At 65.6% G+C, this 17,171-nt stretch carries 17 protein-coding genes; 11 read left to right on the forward strand and 6 right to left on the reverse strand.

Annotated elements, in window-relative coordinates:
- Positions 1-73: 73 nt before the first annotated feature.
- A complete protein-coding gene (locus M3465_RS03475) occupies positions 74-697 on the reverse strand; it encodes a TetR/AcrR family transcriptional regulator (protein ID WP_249500303.1) in 624 nt (207 codons plus the stop codon).
- Positions 698-803: 106 nt separating this feature from the next.
- Positions 804-2,135 (reverse strand): ammonium transporter AmtB, encoded by a 1,332-nt coding sequence (locus tag M3465_RS03480; protein ID WP_249500304.1) that lies wholly within the window; start codon positions 2,133-2,135, stop codon positions 804-806.
- Between the two features lie 273 nt (positions 2,136-2,408).
- Here M3465_RS03480 and M3465_RS03485 point away from each other — a divergent pair, with 273 nt between their 5' ends.
- From M3465_RS03485 to M3465_RS03535, 11 genes are all read left to right on the forward strand, one after another.
- Positions 2,409-4,571, forward strand: coding sequence for a transglycosylase domain-containing protein (locus M3465_RS03485; RefSeq protein WP_249500305.1), 2,163 nt, complete (start codon positions 2,409-2,411; stop codon positions 4,569-4,571).
- Between the two features lie 61 nt (positions 4,572-4,632).
- Positions 4,633-5,094 carry a RidA family protein gene (locus tag M3465_RS03490; protein WP_249500306.1) on the forward strand — a complete coding sequence of 154 codons (462 nt, stop codon included), beginning with the start codon at positions 4,633-4,635 and terminating at the stop codon, positions 5,092-5,094.
- Entirely contained in the window at positions 5,091-5,846 is a 756-nt protein-coding gene (locus tag M3465_RS03495; RefSeq protein WP_249500307.1) for a glycerophosphodiester phosphodiesterase family protein, read from the forward strand. Before M3465_RS03490 ends, M3465_RS03495 begins: the two co-directional genes overlap by 4 nt.
- Positions 5,847-5,931: 85 nt before the next feature.
- Entirely contained in the window at positions 5,932-7,092 is a 1,161-nt protein-coding gene (locus tag M3465_RS03500) for a GNAT family N-acetyltransferase (RefSeq protein ID WP_502846101.1), read from the forward strand.
- Positions 7,089-7,379 carry a 4a-hydroxytetrahydrobiopterin dehydratase gene (locus M3465_RS03505; RefSeq protein ID WP_249500309.1) on the forward strand — a complete coding sequence of 97 codons (291 nt, stop codon included), beginning with the start codon at positions 7,089-7,091 and terminating at the stop codon, positions 7,377-7,379. The genes M3465_RS03500 and M3465_RS03505 overlap by 4 nt, the downstream gene beginning before the upstream one ends.
- A 115-nt stretch (positions 7,380-7,494) precedes the next feature.
- Complete coding sequence (locus M3465_RS03510; RefSeq protein WP_249500310.1) at positions 7,495-8,442, forward strand: ABC transporter permease; 948 nt, start codon at positions 7,495-7,497, stop codon at positions 8,440-8,442.
- Positions 8,442-9,257, forward strand: coding sequence for an ABC transporter permease (locus tag M3465_RS03515; RefSeq protein WP_249500858.1), 816 nt, complete (start codon positions 8,442-8,444; stop codon positions 9,255-9,257). The genes M3465_RS03510 and M3465_RS03515 overlap by 1 nt, the downstream gene beginning before the upstream one ends.
- The gene (locus M3465_RS03520; RefSeq protein WP_249500311.1) at positions 9,254-10,867 is read left to right on the forward strand and encodes an ABC transporter ATP-binding protein; all 1,614 of its coding nucleotides are present in this window, start codon (positions 9,254-9,256) and stop codon (positions 10,865-10,867) included. The genes M3465_RS03515 and M3465_RS03520 overlap by 4 nt, the downstream gene beginning before the upstream one ends.
- On the forward strand, positions 10,845-12,290 hold the full coding sequence (locus M3465_RS03525) for an aldehyde dehydrogenase family protein (protein WP_249500312.1): 1,446 nt from the start codon (positions 10,845-10,847) through the stop codon (positions 12,288-12,290). Before M3465_RS03520 ends, M3465_RS03525 begins: the two co-directional genes overlap by 23 nt.
- Before the next feature lie 12 nt (positions 12,291-12,302).
- Positions 12,303-13,043, forward strand: coding sequence for an SDR family oxidoreductase (locus M3465_RS03530; RefSeq protein ID WP_249500313.1), 741 nt, complete (start codon positions 12,303-12,305; stop codon positions 13,041-13,043).
- Positions 13,044-13,128: 85 nt separating this feature from the next.
- Positions 13,129-14,151, forward strand: coding sequence for a P1 family peptidase (locus M3465_RS03535; protein WP_249500314.1), 1,023 nt, complete (start codon positions 13,129-13,131; stop codon positions 14,149-14,151).
- A gap of 22 nt (positions 14,152-14,173) precedes the next feature.
- On the opposite strand, the gene M3465_RS03540 is transcribed toward M3465_RS03535, so the two are convergent.
- From M3465_RS03540 to ribA, 4 genes are read right to left on the reverse strand one after another with little or no spacing between them, the layout of a single operon-like run.
- The gene (locus M3465_RS03540) at positions 14,174-14,965 is read right to left on the reverse strand and encodes an SseB family protein (protein WP_249500315.1); all 792 of its coding nucleotides are present in this window, start codon (positions 14,963-14,965) and stop codon (positions 14,174-14,176) included.
- On the reverse strand, positions 14,962-15,543 hold the full coding sequence (locus M3465_RS03545) for a uracil-DNA glycosylase family protein (RefSeq protein ID WP_249500316.1): 582 nt from the start codon (positions 15,541-15,543) through the stop codon (positions 14,962-14,964). The genes M3465_RS03540 and M3465_RS03545 overlap by 4 nt, the downstream gene beginning before the upstream one ends.
- 25 nt (positions 15,544-15,568) lie before the next feature.
- Positions 15,569-16,075, reverse strand: a complete 507-nt coding sequence (locus tag M3465_RS03550; protein WP_249500317.1) for a L,D-transpeptidase family protein — start codon at positions 16,073-16,075, stop codon at positions 15,569-15,571.
- Positions 16,072-17,160: a GTP cyclohydrolase II gene (gene ribA / locus M3465_RS03555; RefSeq protein ID WP_249500318.1), complete on the reverse strand. Its 1,089-nt coding sequence runs from the start codon at positions 17,158-17,160 to the stop codon at positions 16,072-16,074. The genes M3465_RS03550 and ribA overlap by 4 nt, the downstream gene beginning before the upstream one ends.
- Between the last annotated feature and the right edge of the window lie 11 nt (positions 17,161-17,171).

Genomic DNA, 17,171 nt, shown 5'->3' on the forward strand with positions numbered 1-17,171 from the left:
GACTCGCGGCAGCAAATGTTCCGCTTTTGTTCCTACACTGTCGCACGCCCCGGTGTCGAGAGCCTGCGCGGCGTCACCCTTGCGTGCCGAACCGCGCTAGGAAGGTCTCTACCGCGCCGTCGATCACCCGTTGCCTTTCACACTCGCTGACCGAACGGGCAATTCCGAATATCAGTCTTGACCACAGATCGGCCTTGCACAGTTCCGCGAACTGATCGGCGGCAAGCTCGAAATCGTCGATCCGCAATTCCCCGCGCGCCGCCGCCTGCCGTAGGTAATCGGTCAACGCATCGCGCATGACCATCGGGCCGCAGCGGTAGAACTCGCGCCCCAGCTCGGGAAAGCGATCCGCCTCCGCCACGCAGATACGAAAGATGCTCTGCCCCATGTCGGAAAACAGGAAGGTCAGAAACTGCCGTGCCACCACGCAGAGCACGTCTCGGGGCGGCTTCGACATATCGACCCGGTCGAGCGTCACCCGCGCCTGTTCGCGGCATTGGGCCGACGCCACTTCGACGAAAAGCAGCCGTTTATCGGGGAAATACTTGTAGAGCGTGGCTTTCGACACTTCCGCCGCGCGGGCGATGTCATCGACGCTGGCCCCCTCGAACCCGTCGCGCAGGAACACGCGCCGCGCCCCGTCCACGACCTGATCGAATTTGCGCCCCTTGCGGATACGCGCAGCCGGTTTGTCCATGTAGGCCCCCACCCTTCCCCGGCAAAAAGTAAACGGGCCGGTTCAGTGGCGCAAGGCGGAACCTGCGGGACCGGCGCCGGGCACAGATGCCCGGCGCCGTCTTTGCTCATCCCTTCGAGAATTCGGGATAGGCTTCCATACCAAGCTCGGCCATGTCGAGTCCGGTGATCTCGTCCTCTGCATCCACGCGGATGCCGATGGTATGCCTGAGCAGCATCCACATCGCCGCCGACGCGATACTCACGAAGGCGCCAACCACGACGATCCCGTAAATCTGAGCGGTGATCGTGGCGTCCGGGTTGGTGAAGACCACCGCGAGCGTGCCCCAGATACCGCAGAAAAGATGCACCGGCACCGCTCCGACGACATCGTCGATTCCGACCCTGTCGAGCAACGGCACGCCCACAACCACGATGGCACCGCCGATGCCGCCGATCAACGTGGCCATGCCCAGCGTCGGAAAAAGCGGCTCCGCCGTGATCGAGACCAGACCGGCCAGCGCGCCGTTCAGCGCCATCGTCAGATCGGGCTTGCGGTAAAGCGCCTGCGTCAAAAGCAGCGCCGTGATCGCACCGCCGGCCGCCGCGGCATTGGTATTGGCGAAGATGCGGCTGATATCCGCGACATCGCCCACCGTGCCCATCGCCAGTTGCGAGCCGCCGTTGAACCCGAACCAGCCAAGCCACAGGATGAACGTGCCCAGCGTCGCAAGCGCAAGGTTGGAGCCGGGCATCGGAACGGTCTTGCCATTCTTGAACTTGCCGATCCTCGGACCGAGGATGATCGCGCCCACGAGCGCAGCCCAACCTCCGACGGAGTGAACCACGGTCGAGCCCGCGAAATCCAGAAACCCCGCCGCATCGAGAAAGCCGCCGCCCCATTTCCATGCCGCCTGCACCGGGTAGATGATCGAGGTCAGAACGACCACGAAGGCGAGAAACGGCCAAAGCTTGATCCGCTCGGCCATTGCGCCCGACACGATCGACGCGGTCGCGGCGCAGAACATCAGTTGAAAGAAATAGTCCGATCCGGTGCTGGCATAGCTGTAATCATCAAGAGATTCGACCGCCGGCCCCACCGGCTCGAGCGCCGCCGGCCCCCATATGTTCGACAGCACTCCGTCCATCATCCAATCGCCAAGCGGATACATCAGATTGTAGCCGATCAGGTAATAAAAAATCGACGCGAGCGAGAAGAGCGCGATGTTCTTGGTCAGCTGCATCGTCACGTTCTTGGATCGCACCAGCCCGGCTTCGAGCATCGCAAAGCCCGCAGCCATGAAGAACACGAGAAACCCGCCCACGAGAAACAGAAGCGAATTGAGAATGAACACGCTGTCGGTCGCCGCGTTCACGCCGGCGACAGGCGCGTCCTGCGCCCGGACGGCGAAAGGCACTGCGACAAGGGATGCGGTGTAAATCGAGATGCGGACAATCATATGACGGACTTCCTTGCTGTGTGACGCAGCCGAGCGCGGGGGATGCGGTCGGCTATTGTTTGCAGGTGCAGAAAATCGCCTGATGAGAGGCTGTGATAGTCATTCAGCGGCTCTACGCGCACAGAACGCGCCCAAAACGCATAATTTTTGCGCTTATTTTTCCAGATGCCCAAACTATAGGCAGATAAAATATGCGCGCAGACGGGCGCCGGTGGTGCACATTCGCGCCAAAGACCCTAAATTGGGCCGAACGAGCAGGATCACGGGCAAAGCATGGCGGACAAGCGACGCAATACGGGGCGGCTGGTGGCGGATAGGCGCTATCCGGCAAAATCCGCAAAACCGGCCAAACCGCGCAAGCGAGCCAAACCCCGCCGGGCCGCACCGGCGCGGCGCAAGCCGGCACGGGGCGGCATCCTGGGCTTTTTCGGTCGCATCATCCGCTGGATCCTCGCATTTTTCTTTCGCCTCTTCTGGCGCTTTGCGCTTGTCGTGTCTCTGATCGTCGCGGGCATGGTGTTCTACACCTACACCACCTTGCCCGATGCGAGCGCCGCCCTCGATGGCCGCTCGCGCGGATCGGTCCAGCTTCTGGATCGCAACGGCGTCGCCTTCGCGTGGCGCGGCGATCAGTTCGGCGGCGTGGTGACGGCGGATTCGGTCTCTCCGCATCTCAGGAACGCTGTGGTCGCCACGGAGGACAAGCGTTTCTACAGCCACTTCGGCCTGTCCCCGCGCGGCATCGCATCGGCGGTGCGCATCAACCTGTCCGAGGGGCGCGGGCCGTTATCGGGTCACGGCGGCTCGACCATCACGCAGCAGACGGCAAAACTTCTGTGTCTCGGAGTGAAATACGATCCGAAGAAATGGAAGAACGAGGCCGAGTATGTCTCGGATTGCCGGCGCGGATCGCTTTTGCGCAAGGGCAAGGAAGCGATCTATGCGCTCGCGATGGAGGCGAAATACAGCAAGGACGAGATCCTCTCCATCTATCTCAACCGCGCCTATATGGGCGGCGGCGCCTATGGCGCATCGGCAGCGTCCGAGCGGTATTTCTCCAAACCCGCTGCCGCGCTGAACCCGCAGGAAGCGGCGATGATCGCGGGCCTTCTGACGGCCCCGTCCAGCCTCGCGCCGACATCGAACCTCGAACGCAGCCAGGCGCGGGCGGCCACCGTGCTGCGCCTGATGAACGAGCAAGGCTACCTCACCGACGCGCAGACCCGGACAGCGCAGGCCAATCCCGCCACACTATCGGAGGAAGCTGAGCGCAAGACCGGCGGCTATTTCGCCGATTGGGTCATGCAATCGGGACCGGATTTTTTCACCCGCGACACGACCGAAGATGTCATCATCTCCACGACGCTCGACCAGCGCATCCAAAGAGCGGCCGAAGCGGCGATCAAGACCGTCTTTGACAACAAGGTCAGCCCCGGCTCCAAGGCGCAGGCGGCGATTGTCGTGATGTCGGCCGATGGCGCGGTGCGGGCGATGGTCGGCGGGCGCAAGACCAATGTCTCGGGCGTGTTCAACCGCGCCACGCAGGCCAAGCGCCAGACCGGATCGGCCTTCAAGCCGTTCGTCTACGCCACCGCGCTCGAACTTGGCTACGGGCCTTACGACACGGTCGAGGATGCGCCGTTCTGCATGAATATCCCCGGCTCCGGCCAATGGTGCCCGGAAAACTATGCGCGCGCCTATAACGGGCCGGTGACGCTGACCGAGGCTCTGAAACGCAGTCTCAACGTGCCCGCCGTCAAGATATCGGAATCGGTGGGCCGCGATCTCGTGCGCCAGGTTTCCGAAGATTTCGGAATCGACAGCGCATTGACCGACACGCCCGCGCTCGCGCTTGGCGCATCGGAAGCCTCGCTACTGGAAATGACCGGGGCCTATGCGGGCATCCTCAACGGCGGCTCGTCGGTCACGCCCTACGGGCTGCGCGAGCTTCGCCTGAAGGGCGAGGAAACCGCCACGATGGGCGCCGGCGGCGGCATCGGCGAGCGTGTCATCCGCGAGGACGCCGCACGGCAGTTGATCTGGATGATGGAAAAGGTCGTGTCCGAAGGCACAGGCCGCCGCGCCGCGCTGCCGGACCGGCAGGCCGCCGGAAAGACCGGCACCACCCAGGCCGCGCGCGATGCGTGGTTCATCGGCTTCACGGCCGACTATGTGGCCGGGGTCTGGATGGGCTATGACGACAACACGCCGCTTACCGGGGTTACGGGCAGTGGGCTGCCGGCGGAAATCTGGCACGAGGCAATGGTGCGGATACATGATGGGCTTCCGGTGCGCCCCCTGCCGATGATCGCACCGCAGGCGTCGCGTCCGGCCCCCGCGCCGCAACCGGCGGCCCCGCAACGGCAGCCGCAGTCGGGCAACCCGCTGGAAAACGCGGTGAACCAGATCCTGCGCGACATCTTCGGCGGCAACTGACCCCTTCCCATTCCCTCCGGCCCGCAATAGCGTCTGGCCGGAACGGACCCCGGAGGATTGCATGACGAACGCCGTAGAAGACCGCCTTGCCGAGCTTGGCCTGACCCTGCCCGACGCGCCCGCGCCAGCCGCGAATTACGTGCCCTTTGCGCGTTCGGGCAATCAGATCTTCATCTCCGGCCAGCTGCCGAACGGCCCGGATGGCCTGATCACCGGCAAGCTGGGCGCGGATCTCGATGTCGCGGCTGGGGCCGAGGCCGCCCGGCTCTGCGCCCTGAGCCTTCTGGCGCAGGCACGCGCTGCGGCGGATGGCGATTTGTCCCGTGTCCGGCTGGTGAAACTCGTGGGCTTCGTGAACTCCACGCCCGATTTCGGGGACCAGCCCAAGGTAGTGAACGGCGCCTCCGACCTCATGGTCGATGTGCTGGGCGAGAAGGGGCGTCACGCACGCTCCGCCGTATCGGCAGGCGCGCTGCCCTTCGGCGTCGCGGTCGAGATCGAGGCGATTTTCGAACTGCCATGACCGCCCTGCCGCCGGAATTCCTGGCCCGCCCCATCGCGCATCGAGGCTATCACGACGCCCCGAGCGGGCGCATCGAAAACAGCCCCTCGGCCTTCGCCTCTGCCATTGAGGCGGGATACGGAATCGAACTCGATGTTCAACTGTCGCGCGATGGCGTCGCGATGGCCTTCCACGACGATCACCTAGCCCGCCTCACGGGCGAGGACGGACCGGTCCGGGGCCGGGATGCCACCGCGTTGCAGCGGATCACCCTTTCGGGCGGAAGCGACACGATCCCCACGCTTGCCGATGTGCTGACACAGGTCGGCGGCGCGGTGCCCCTATTGATCGAGCTGAAGGACCAGCATGGGGAGATGGGCGAGACCGACGGCGCGCTGGAACGGGCGACGGTGGCCGCGCTGTCCGGCTATGACGGGCCGGTGGCGCTCATGTCGTTCAATCCGAACATGGTGTCTTGGCTCGCCGAACTGCGCCCGGACATCCCGCGCGGGCTCGTCACCTGCGCCTGGCATCGATCTTCGGCGCCCAGCATTCCAGTGGATATCCGCGCCCGGCTGGCCGGCATCCCGGATTTCGACCGCATCGGCGCAAGCTTCATCAGCCACGATGCGCGCGATCTAAACAACCCCCGCGTCGAGCAGATCAAGGCGCAAGGGCACGCGGTCCTGTGCTGGACCATCCGCAGCGCGGAGCAAGAACGCGCGGCGCGCGAGATCGCCGACAATATCACCTTCGAGGGTTACGCCGCTTGATCCTCGGCCAAAGCAGCCCACCTCTCTGGCTTAACGAGGGGATGTGATGACCGAAGCCGCCAAAGACGCCACGATCGCGATCAACATGCACAGCACCATCGCCGCGATTCCGGCGGCGGAGTGGGACGCGTGCGCGTGCCCCGAAGCGGCGGATGGCGGGCGCCCCATCGATCCCTTCACGACGCACCGGTTCCTCAAGGCGCTGGAGGACAGTGGATCGGTCGGCCCCGGCACGGGCTGGGAGCCGCGCTACCTCACCGCCGTGATGGACGGGCAAACGATCGCCTGCGCGCCGCTCTATGCCAAGGGGCATAGCCAGGGCGAATACATCTTCGATCACAATTGGGCGCATGCCTGGGAACGCGCGGGCGGGCGTTACTATCCCAAGCTGCAGATCGCCGTACCCTTCACCCCGGCCACCGGACGGCGCTTCCTGACCCGGCCCGGATACGAAAGCGAAGGCGTAAGTGCCTTGATTCAGGGCGCGATCCAGGTTGCGGCCGACAATGATCTGTCGTCCGTTCACGTCACCTTCTGCACCGAGGCCGAGGCGATCATCGGAGAGAAGATCGGCCTGCTCCGCCGCCGGACGCAGCAATATCACTGGCAAAACCGGGGTTACGAGAGTTTCGAGGCCTTCCTGGCCGATCTGAGCTCGCGCAAACGCAAGGCGATCCGCAAGGAGCGTGCCCGCGCGCAGGATTTCGGCGGCCGGATTCACCGCCTGACTGGCGATGCGATCCAGCCCGGCCACTGGGATGCGTTCTGGACCTTCTACCAGGACACCGGCGCGCGCAAATGGGGCCGGCCCTACCTGACGCGCGCGTTCTTCGACATCGCGCAGAACACGCTCAGGGACGATATCCTGCTCGTGATGGCCGAGCGCGGCGGCGAGTGGATCGCGGGCGCGATGAACATGATCGGCCGCGATACGCTCTTCGGGCGCTACTGGGGCTGCACCGAAGATCACCCCTGCCTGCATTTCGAACTGTGCTACTATCAGGCGATGGACTACGCCATCGAACGGGGCATGTCGCGCGTGGAGGCCGGGGCGCAGGGCGAACACAAGCTCTCGCGCGGCTATCTGCCGGCGATGACCCATTCGCTGCATTGGATCGCCGATCCGGGCTTCGCCGAAGCGGTCGCGCGCTTCGTTGCCGCCGAAGCAAAGGCGGTGGACGAGGATATCGAGGTGCTGACCGGCTACGGGCCGTTCCGCAAGGACAGACTGGAGGATCACGAATGACCGAGAAACTGTCGGATACCGCTCGCAAGACGGTGCTGGAGCCATTGCTTTCCGCCGGTTGGACGCTGGAAGAGGATCGGGACGCGATCACCAAGACCTTCAGCTTCGGCGATTTCACCGAAGCCTTCGCGTGGATGACGCGCGCAGCGATGTTCGCCGAGAAATGGAACCACCATCCCGAATGGACGAATGTCTATAACAAGGTGCATGTGACGCTGACGACGCATGATGTGGACGGGCTGTCCTCGCTCGATGCCAAGCTGGCACGCAAGCTGGACGGGCTCTGACGCCCCGGCCGGGCGGACGTGATTTCGAAATCGCGTAAAAGCGTCTTCGAAGACGCTTCCCCGCCCCGAATTTTCGTCGTTTCCTTGAACGCGGCCATCGCCTAACGTGCGGGCGATGTTGCGCTTCGTTGTCAAACGGCTGCTTTCCCTCGCGTTGAGCCTGATCGTGGCCTCGGGCGTGATCTTTCTCGTGGTCGAGGTCGCGCCGGGCGATCCGGCGAGCTTCATGCTCGGGATCAATGCACAGCCCGAAACTGTCGCCGCATTGCGCGCCGAGCTGGGGCTCGATCAATCCCGCCTTGCGCGATACCTGCAATGGACCGGCGGGATGCTGACCGGCGATTTCGGCACGTCCTACACCTATCGCACGCCGGTTGCGCAGATGATCGCGGACCGGCTCTGGGTGTCGCTGCCGCTGGCGCTCTATGCGCTCGCGCTGTCCACTCTGATCGCCTTTCCGGCCGGCATCCTGGCCGCCGCGCGCCGGGGCCGGCCGGCGGATATTGGTGTGATGGGGGCGACGCAGCTCGGAGTCGCGATCCCGAATTTCTGGTTCGCGATGATGCTGGTGCTGATCTTCGCGATCCAGCTGCGCTGGTTCAGCGCCGGAGGCTTTCCCGGCTGGGATGCCGGGTTTTTCGCCGCGCTGAAGGCGCTCACGCTGCCGGCCATCGCGCTGGCGCTGCCGCAGGCCGCGATCCTGGCGCGCATCATGCGGTCGTCCCTGCTCGACATTCTGGGCGAAGACTTCATCCGCACCGCGCGGGCCAAGGGGTTGACCGCGCGTCAGGCGCTCTGGCGGCATGGTGTGCGCAATGCGCTGATCCCCGTTCTGACGATCATCGGACTGCAATTCGCCTTCCTGCTGGCCGGTGCGATTATCATCGAACAGGTGTTCTTTCTGCCGGGGCTGGGGCGGCTCATCTTCCAATCGATCACCCAGCGCGACCTCATCGTCGTGGAATCGGTCGTGATGCTGCTGGTCTTCGCCGTCATCATGGTCAACTTCCTTGTCGATCTGGCCTATGCCGCCGTCGATCCAAGGCTGAGGCTGCGCGCATGATGAGCCGCAACCTGATCCTTGGCGGAGTGCTGACCGGCGTGTTCGCCGCCGCTGCGCTGATCTCCTTCGTGTGGACTCCGGCGAGTGTCGAGACCATGAACATCGCCGCGCGATTGCAGCTGCCGGGGGCGGGCCATCTGCTCGGCACCGATCATTTCGGGCGCGACATCCTGTCGATGCTCATGGTCGGCGCGCGCACCTCGATCGCCGTCGCGCTGGTCGCGGTAGGGATCGGCATGGGGCTGGGCGTGCCACTCGGGCTCACGGCTGCGGCGCGCAGCGGCGGGTTTCTTGACGAGGCGATCATGCGGATGAACGATCTGATCTTCGCTTTCCCTTCGCTCGTCATCGCCATCCTGATCACCGCTGTTTTCGGCCCCTCCGCGACAAATGCGATCATCGCCATAGGCATCTTCAACATCCCCGTCTTCGCCCGCATCACGCGCGGCGCGGCGCTGAGCCTGTGGAAGCGCGAATTCATCATGGCGGCGCGTGTCGCCGGAAAGGGCCGCGCCCGCATCAGCGCAGAGCATATCCTGCCCAACATCGCCAACCTGCTGATCGTTCAGGGCACAATCCAGTTCAGCCTCGGCATCCTCGCCGAAGCGGGGCTGAGCTATGTCGGCCTCGGCGCGCAGCCGCCGACGCCAAGCTGGGGGCGGATGCTCGCGGATGCGCAAACCATGGTATCGCTCGCCCCGCATGTGGCGCTGATACCGGGGCTGACCATCGTGGCGATGGTTCTGGGCCTGAACCTTCTGGGCGACGGGCTGCGCGATGCGCTCGATCCGCGGCTGAAAGTGGCGCGCGCATGAGCCTGCTCGACATCGATACGCTATCGCTCGCGATCTTTGGCAAACCGATCCTCAAGCGGCTGTCCCTGACCGTCGAGGAGGGCGAGATCGCCGCACTGACCGGCGAAAGCGGCTCTGGCAAATCCCTGACAGCCTTTGCCACGATGGGGCTGGCACCGACCGGCTCGCGGATGCAGGGACGGATCGCGTTTGGCGGCACCGATCTGCTGAGACTGCCGGAACGCGCGATGTGCGATCTGCGCGGACGGCAGATTGGCATGGTGTTCCAGGAACCCATGACGGCACTCAACCCGGTGCAGACCATCGGCGCGCAGGTGATGGAGACGATTCTCGTTCACAAGGCCATGCCCCGCGAGGCCGCAAAGGCACGCGCGCGCGAAGTGCTCGCCCGCGTCGGCCTGCCGCCCGCGCGTTTCCCACTGTCACGCTACCCGCATCAGCTCAGCGGAGGACAGAGGCAACGGGTCGTGATCGCCATGGCCATCGCGCTGCGCCCCCGGCTGCTCATCGCCGACGAGCCGACCACTGCGCTCGACGTCACGACGCAGGCGCAAATCCTCGATCTGCTCAAGACGCTCGTGCGCGAGGATGGCATGGCGCTGATGATGATCACGCATGATCTGGCGGTGGTCAGCGACATGGCCGACACGCTGCATGTCATGCGGCACGGCGAAATCGTCGAAGCCGGCCGGACGGCGGAGGTGCTGCGCGACATGCGGCACCCATATACCCGCCAGCTTTTCGACGCCTCGCGGCACCGCGCCGATCTGGGCGCCAAGGACATCGGCGCACCGCTCCTCTCGGTCCGCAATGTGTCCCGCGACTATCCCGCCGCGCGCAAATCGCTTTTCGGCAAGCCGGAACCGTTCCGCGCGGTCGATACCGTCAGCTTCGACATAAGGCATGGCGAACGCGTCGGGCTGGTGGGGGAATCGGGATGCGGCAAATCCACATTGACGCGCGCCATCCTCGGGCTGGAGCCCGTCCAGGAGGGGCAGATCACCCTCGGTGGGGAGCCTGTCTGGACGGACCGGGCCAATCTCGCCATCCGCCGCCGGATGCAGGTCGTGTTCCAGGATCCCTATGGCAGCTTCAACCCCCGTCACAAGGTCGGACGGCTCATTGCCGAGCCGTTCCACCTCTTGCCCGATCCGCCCAGAGGCGGCGCGCGTGAACGCGCCATCGGCGCGGCGCTTGCCTCCGTCGGCCTCGCGCCGAAGGATGCGGATCGCTATATCCACGCCTTTTCCGGCGGGCAACGCCAGCGCATCGCCATCGCCCGCGCGCTCATCATCAAACCGGACCTGATCGTCTTCGACGAAGCGGTTTCGGCGCTCGATGTGCGGGTGCGGGCGCAAATCCTCGATCTCATGGCCGATCTCAGCCGCGATCACGGCCTGACCTATCTGTTCATCAGCCACGATCTCGGCGTCGTGCGCTCCATCACCGACCGCGTTCTGGTGATGAAAGCCGGGCGCATCGTGGAGGATCGCCCGACAAAGGCGCTCTTCGATGCGCCAAAGCACCCCTACACGCGCAGCCTGCTGGCCGCCGCGCCCACACTGCCACCCCCGCCGGAGACACGCGATGCTGCCCAAGCTTCCCTTTGACCCCGCCCATAGCCTGATCGCCGGAACATGGACCGCAACCGATGAGACCCTGCCGCTGACCGATCCCTCGACCGGCGCGCAGCTATGCACCATTGCCCGCTGCGCATCCTCGCATGTCGATGCCGCCGTCGCTGCCGCACAGGCAGCACGCGAAGGCGACTGGGGCCGGATGAGCGCGCTCGAACGCGGACGGTGCCTGTCGCGCCTGAACGCGCTCGTTCTGCAGAATGTGGAAACGCTGGCTCGGATCGACGCGCTGGATGTCGGCAAACCGCTGAGCCAGGCCCGCGCCGATGCCATTGCGCTGGCACGCTATTGCGAATTCTACGGCGGCGCGGCTGACAAGATACATGGCGAGACCATCCCCTATCTCGATGGCTACACCGTCTACACCCTGCGCGAGCCGCATGGCGTGACGGGACATATCGTGCCGTGGAACTACCCAATGCAGATCATCGGCCGCTCGGTCGGAGCGGCGCTCGCGATGGGCAATGCCTGCGTTCTCAAGCCGGCAGAAGACGCCTGCCTGACCGCGCTGATGTTCGCGCATCTCGCGCGCGAGGCGGGGCTCCCCGACGGCGCGCTCAACGTCGTGCCGGGGCTCGGCTCAGAGGCCGGCGCAGCCCTGGCCGGCCATCCCGGCATCCATCATCTCAGCTTCACCGGTTCCGTCGAAACGGGCCAGCGGATCCAAAGCGCCGCGGCGCGGAACGTCGTGCCGGTCACGCTGGAGCTTGGCGGCAAATCGCCCCAGATCGTGTTCGACGACGCCGATCTGGACGCCGCGCTGCCCTTCCTCGTCAATGCCGGGCTGCAGAATGCCGGACAAACCTGCTCCGCCGCCTCGCGCATCCTGATCCAGCGCGGCATCCTCGGGCGGCTGTCGGAGCGCATGGCGGACGCCTACCGCGTCAAGACCATCGGTCCGGCCATCGACGATCTCGATATCGGCCCGCTCGTATCGATCCGGCAGCGCGACCGACTCAACCGGCATCTACAGGCAGCCGCGGATCTCCCCAGCCTCGCCCGAACCCCCATGCCAAGCACCCTTCCAAAGGGCGGGGCCTATGCGCGGCCGACGCTCTATGGGCCCGTGCCGCCCGATCATCCGCTCGCGCAGGATGAACTGTTCGGCCCGGTGCAGGTCATCATTCCGTTCGACACCGAGGGCGAGGCCGTGCGCATCGCCAATGGGACCGATTACGGGCTCGTCGCCGGGGTCTGGACACGCGACGGTGCGCGGCAGATGAGGCTGGCCAAATCGCTGCGATGCGGGCAGGTTTTCATCAACAATTACGGCGCCGGTGGCGGCGCGGAATTGCCCTTCGGCGGGATCGGAAAATCCGGCCACGGGCGCGAAAAGGGGTTCGAAGCGCTCTACGGCTTCTCCACCCTGAAGACCGTCGCCGCGCGGCATGGATAAGGATCGCACCCGATGAGGCTGAAGAACCACACTGCTATCGTCACAGGCGCCGCCTCCGGCTTCGGCGCCGGTATCGCCCGGAAATTCGCCGCCGAAGGCGCAACGGTCATGCTCGTCGACCTGAACGAAGACGCAGGCGGCGAAATTGCATCCGAGATCGGCGGCATCGCTTACAAGGCGGACGTGTCGAATGGCGATCAGGTCGCGGACATGATCGAAACCGCGATCACGCAGCTGGGCCATGTCGATATCCTCGTCAACAATGCCGGGATCACCCATCTCCCCGCCCCGATGGAAGAGGTGACGGAAGACGATTTCGACCGAGTCTTCGCGGTGAATTGCAAATCGGTCTACCTGACCGCCCGCGCCCTCGTGCCGCATTTCAAGCACCGCAAATCGGGCAACATCCTCAACATCGCCTCCACCGCCGGCGTCTCGCCGCGCCCCCGGCTCAACTGGTACAACGCCTCCAAGGGCTGGATGAACACCGCGACACGCGCCATGGCGGTCGAACTTGCCCCAGACGGCATCCGCGTCAATGCCCTCAACCCCGTTGCCGGCGAAACCCCGCTCCTCAAGAGCTTCATGGGCGAAGACACGCCCGAGATGCGCGCGAAATTTCTCTCCACGATTCCGCTCGGGCGGTTCTCCACCCCCGAGGATCTGGGCAATGCCGCAGCCTTCCTCTGCTCGCCCGAAGCCGGCATGATCACCGGCATCTGCATGGAGGTCGATGGGAGCCGGTGCATATGATCCGCCCTTCTTCTCGTTGCAAATACTCCGGGGAGTGTGAGGGGCTGGCCCCTCACCCCGCCCTCGCCAAGACGGCACCGAACCGATGAAAGCCGGGCGCAGGAACCTCATCACCGATGTGCCCGGCCTTGCCGTCGGCAACGCGCAGGATCATGCCCTTAAATCCGGCGTGACGGTTCTTCTGTCCGAGGATGGGCCGATGACCGCCAGCTACGCCGTTCTCGGCGGCGCGCCCGGAACCCGCGATACCGATCTGCTCGAACCGGACAAGACGGTTCCCGGCATCGATGCGCTGGTGCTGTCGGGCGGCTCGGCTTTCGGACTCGCGGCCGCGCAGGGCGTGATGGACGCGCTGGCCCGGCAGGGGCGCGGTTTTGCCGTCCATTCCGCGCGCGTGCCCATCGTTCCCGCGGCGATCCTATTCGATCTGCTGAACCACGGCGACAAGTCCTGGTCCGAAAACCCCTACCCCGCCCTCGGGAAGACCGCGCTGGAGGGCGCGGGCCGTGAATTCGGTATCGGCACGGCCGGCGCCGGCACCGGCGCCACCGATGCGCAGCACAAGGGCGGGCTCGGCTCGGCGTCGCTAGTGCTGGATCGCGGAATCACCGTCGGCGCGCTCGTGGCGGTCAACGCCATGGGAAGCGTCGCCACCCCGTCGGGTCGGCATTTCTGGGCCGCTCCGTTCGAGATCGGTGATGAATTCGGCGCGCTCGGTCCCGATCCGCAAGTTGGGCTGCAGCCGATGCCGCCCAGTCGAAAGGCGACGAGCATGGCGGCCCATGGCAACACCACGATCGCCGTTGTCGCCACTGATGCGGCGCTGGACAAGGCGGGATGCAAGCGCATGGCCACGGCCGCCCATGACGGACTCGCCCGCGCGATCGTTCCGGCGCATACGCCGCATGATGGCGATCTGGTCTTCGCCGTCAGCACCGGCACGGGTGGCGCTCCGCCCGACGACATCGCGCCCCTGCTCGGCCATAATGCCGCGATCTGTCTCTCGCGCGCCATCGCTCGGGCGATCTGGGAAGCCACACCGTGTCCGGGCGATCCGCTTCCGACCTTTCGCCAGACGCTTGCGGAAAAACCCTTCGAAGGGTTTTGACCCGGCGCCGGCAAAAAACGCTTCAGCGCAGGATCGGCGGCTTCGCGGGATCGCTGCCCGGAGCAGGGGTCTCGCGGCGCACCGGCGCCTCCGGCTGCGGCAGATCGAACCGCAAACCCACGCGCGCAAGCTGCGCCGTTACCGGATCGCTGTCGCGCAGGAACACCACGTCGAGCGATGCGGCCTCGAGCCCGGAAAAGGCCAGCGCTTCCTGGATGGCGCGCGCAAGCGCGCCTTCCGCGCCCGGCAGCGTGCCGATGAACCCGATCAGATGGCCCTGCACCCCGCTGTCGTAGCGCACCTGCGCAAGATAGCCTCGCCGCGCCAGTCCCGCCGCGCTGCGCAGCTTCGCGTCGAGCGCCTCCAGCAGGGCATCGGGCAATCCGGAGGGCGCGCGAAACTCCTCGGGGCGGGCTTCCGCCTCAGCCGGCCCTTGCGCAACCGTCTCGGCCAGCCAATCCACTGCATCCGCCGGCAGCAGGATGGACGAGGGCGCGACATCGATATTCACTGCAAGCCCGATGCCCTGCCCCGCAAGCAGCGCGGCAATCGCCCGCCCCGACAGCGCCGCATAGGGCACCGGCTGCCCGGCGAAGGCTCCAAGCCGATCCTCGGTATCAAATACGAGAACGAACCGCGCGTCATCGACCTCGAACAGCTCCGGCTCGGCCTGATCCCCCTCGGCCTCGCGCGCCAGCATCAGGAAAAGCTCTGCCTCGGCGAGCCGGTCGTAGAAGCGCAGACGCGCGGCGCTGTCCTCGGGCGCGGCCGCCATCGCGTCATGTGCGCGGTCCAACGGGGTTTGCAAAGTCATGCCATCAACTCCTTCACGCGCGCCTGCAACACCGGCAGCACATCGTCCTCGAACCAGGGGTTCTTCTTGAGCCAAGCGGTATTGCGCCAGCTCGGGTGCGGCAAGGGCAGGACACCGGGCCAATGGTCGCGCCAGTTCCGCACGGTTTCGGTGACCCCGGTTTTCACCCCCAGATGATATTTCTGCGCATAGCCGCCGATCACCAGCTTCAGCGGCACATCCCCGACATGGCCAAGCACCTCGTCATGCCATGTCCGGCGGCAGATTGCGGGCGGAGGCAGGTCGGAACCGGCGGAATTGTAGCCGGGAAAGCAAAAGCCCATCGGCACGATGGCAACGCGCGAGCGGTCGTAGAAAGCCTCACGGTCCAGCCCCATCCACGCGCGGAGCCGATCCCCCGAGGCGTCGTCGAACGGCACACGGCTCTTGTGCGCGCGCATTCCGGGGGCTTGGCTGCACACCAGCAGCCGTGCGCCGGGGCGGAACCAGACGACCGGTCGCGGTGCGTGGCGGGTCGCCGTGGCGGCGAAGCGCGGTGCGCAAAGGGTGCAGGCGGATAGTCGGGATTGAACGCTCATGCGAGCCGATATAATGCGCCGCGCTTCAATCCAAAGAGGCGGGCACGATCAATTTCGTTCCCGGCCGGATCATCCCGGCGATCCGGCGCAGATCGCGGGGGCGAAACGCGACGCATCCTTCGGTCGGATAGCCCGGGCGGCGCCAACGGTGCAAAAAGATCGCCGATCCCCGCCCCGGCACGGCACGGGGCCAGTTCCAATCGGTGAGCAGAACGAGATCGTAAAGCGGATCGGCCCGGCGCAGGCTTTCGTGACTGGCCGCATAGGGCGCGCGCACTAGCGAATTGTAGGCCGCATCCTTCGGATCGTCCGACCAGAGATCGCCGGGCCGGATCGGCATGGCCCAGTCGGCGGGTCGAACGATACGGTCCGGGCGGTAGAGCATCCCGGTGATTCGATGCGTTCCGACCGGCGTGGCCCCGTCGCCCTCGCGCTTTTCAGAACTGATGCCGCCGCGCCCGATGGAGCAAGGCCAGTATCGCCCTGCAAAGCGCAGGCCCCGGCGCGTCAGGACCAGATCGGAAACCGTCACAGAAGATGCCCGGATTTGCGGGCCTTGGTCGCTAGATAGCCAGCGTTATGCGGGTTCTCACCCACCTTCAGCGGCACACGCTCCGCCACCGCGATCCCGTTGCGCTGCATCATGTCGATCTTGGCCGGGTTGTTCGTCATCAGCCTAACCGAGCTGAAGCCAAGCCGGCGGAGCAGGTCCGAGCCGATGCGGAAATCGCGCTCGTCATCCTCGAAACCCAGACGGTGATTGGCCTCGACCGTGTCGAACCCCTGATCCTGCAGCGCGTAGGCGCGCATCTTGTTGGCGAGCCCGATGCCCCGCCCTTCCTGGTTGAGATAAAGCAGCACGCCCGCGCCTTCCGCCCCCATCGCCTCCAGCGCCGCATTGAGCTGCGGTCCGCAATCGCATTTGAGCGAGCCAAGCAAATCGCCCGTGAAACAGGCCGAATGAAGTCGCGCAAGGACAGGCTTGGCCCGGTCCGGCCTGCCGATCTCGATGGCGTAATGCTCTTCGGAACCGTCCTCTGGGCGGAACACATGCAGCCGCGCATCCTGCGCCGCGCGCAGCGGGACGCGGGCGGAGATGGCTTCCTCGAACCCGGCCGACGCGCCGATCCGGGCGCGCACCTGGCCGGCATCGAGACAGGTCAGGTTATGCGCCTCCGCAAAGGTTTTGGGATCGGCCAACTGCACGGTAACCGCCGCCGGAAGCAGCCGCGCGGATTTGACCAGCGACAGCGCGATCCGGTGCAGCCCGGCATCGCCGCCGCGCCGCGTCGTCAGCGGGCCTTTCATCGGATGAACCAGATCATCGGCCGGATCGGCCAAGGCGCGGACCCAGCGCAAACCCGCATCCTCCGGCAGAACGACACGCGCCACATCGCCATCATAGGCGCGCGCCTTGAGCGTCTCCGCCCGGCGCCCCGTCAGGACAAGATCGGCCGCTCCCGGCAGAGCCAACGCCTCGCGCAGTCGCGCATCGCCAAGCGTTTCGGCCGCCATGACCAAAAGCCCGTCAGTATCCGACAGCACAACCGGCACACCCATGCGAAGATCAGCACGGGCGCGCGCCAGAAGATCGGTGATATCGGGACCAAGCGTCATGTCGGCTTTGA

Source organism: Marivita sp. GX14005, from assembly GCF_023370775.1.
GTDB lineage: Bacteria > Pseudomonadota > Alphaproteobacteria > Rhodobacterales > Rhodobacteraceae > Marivita.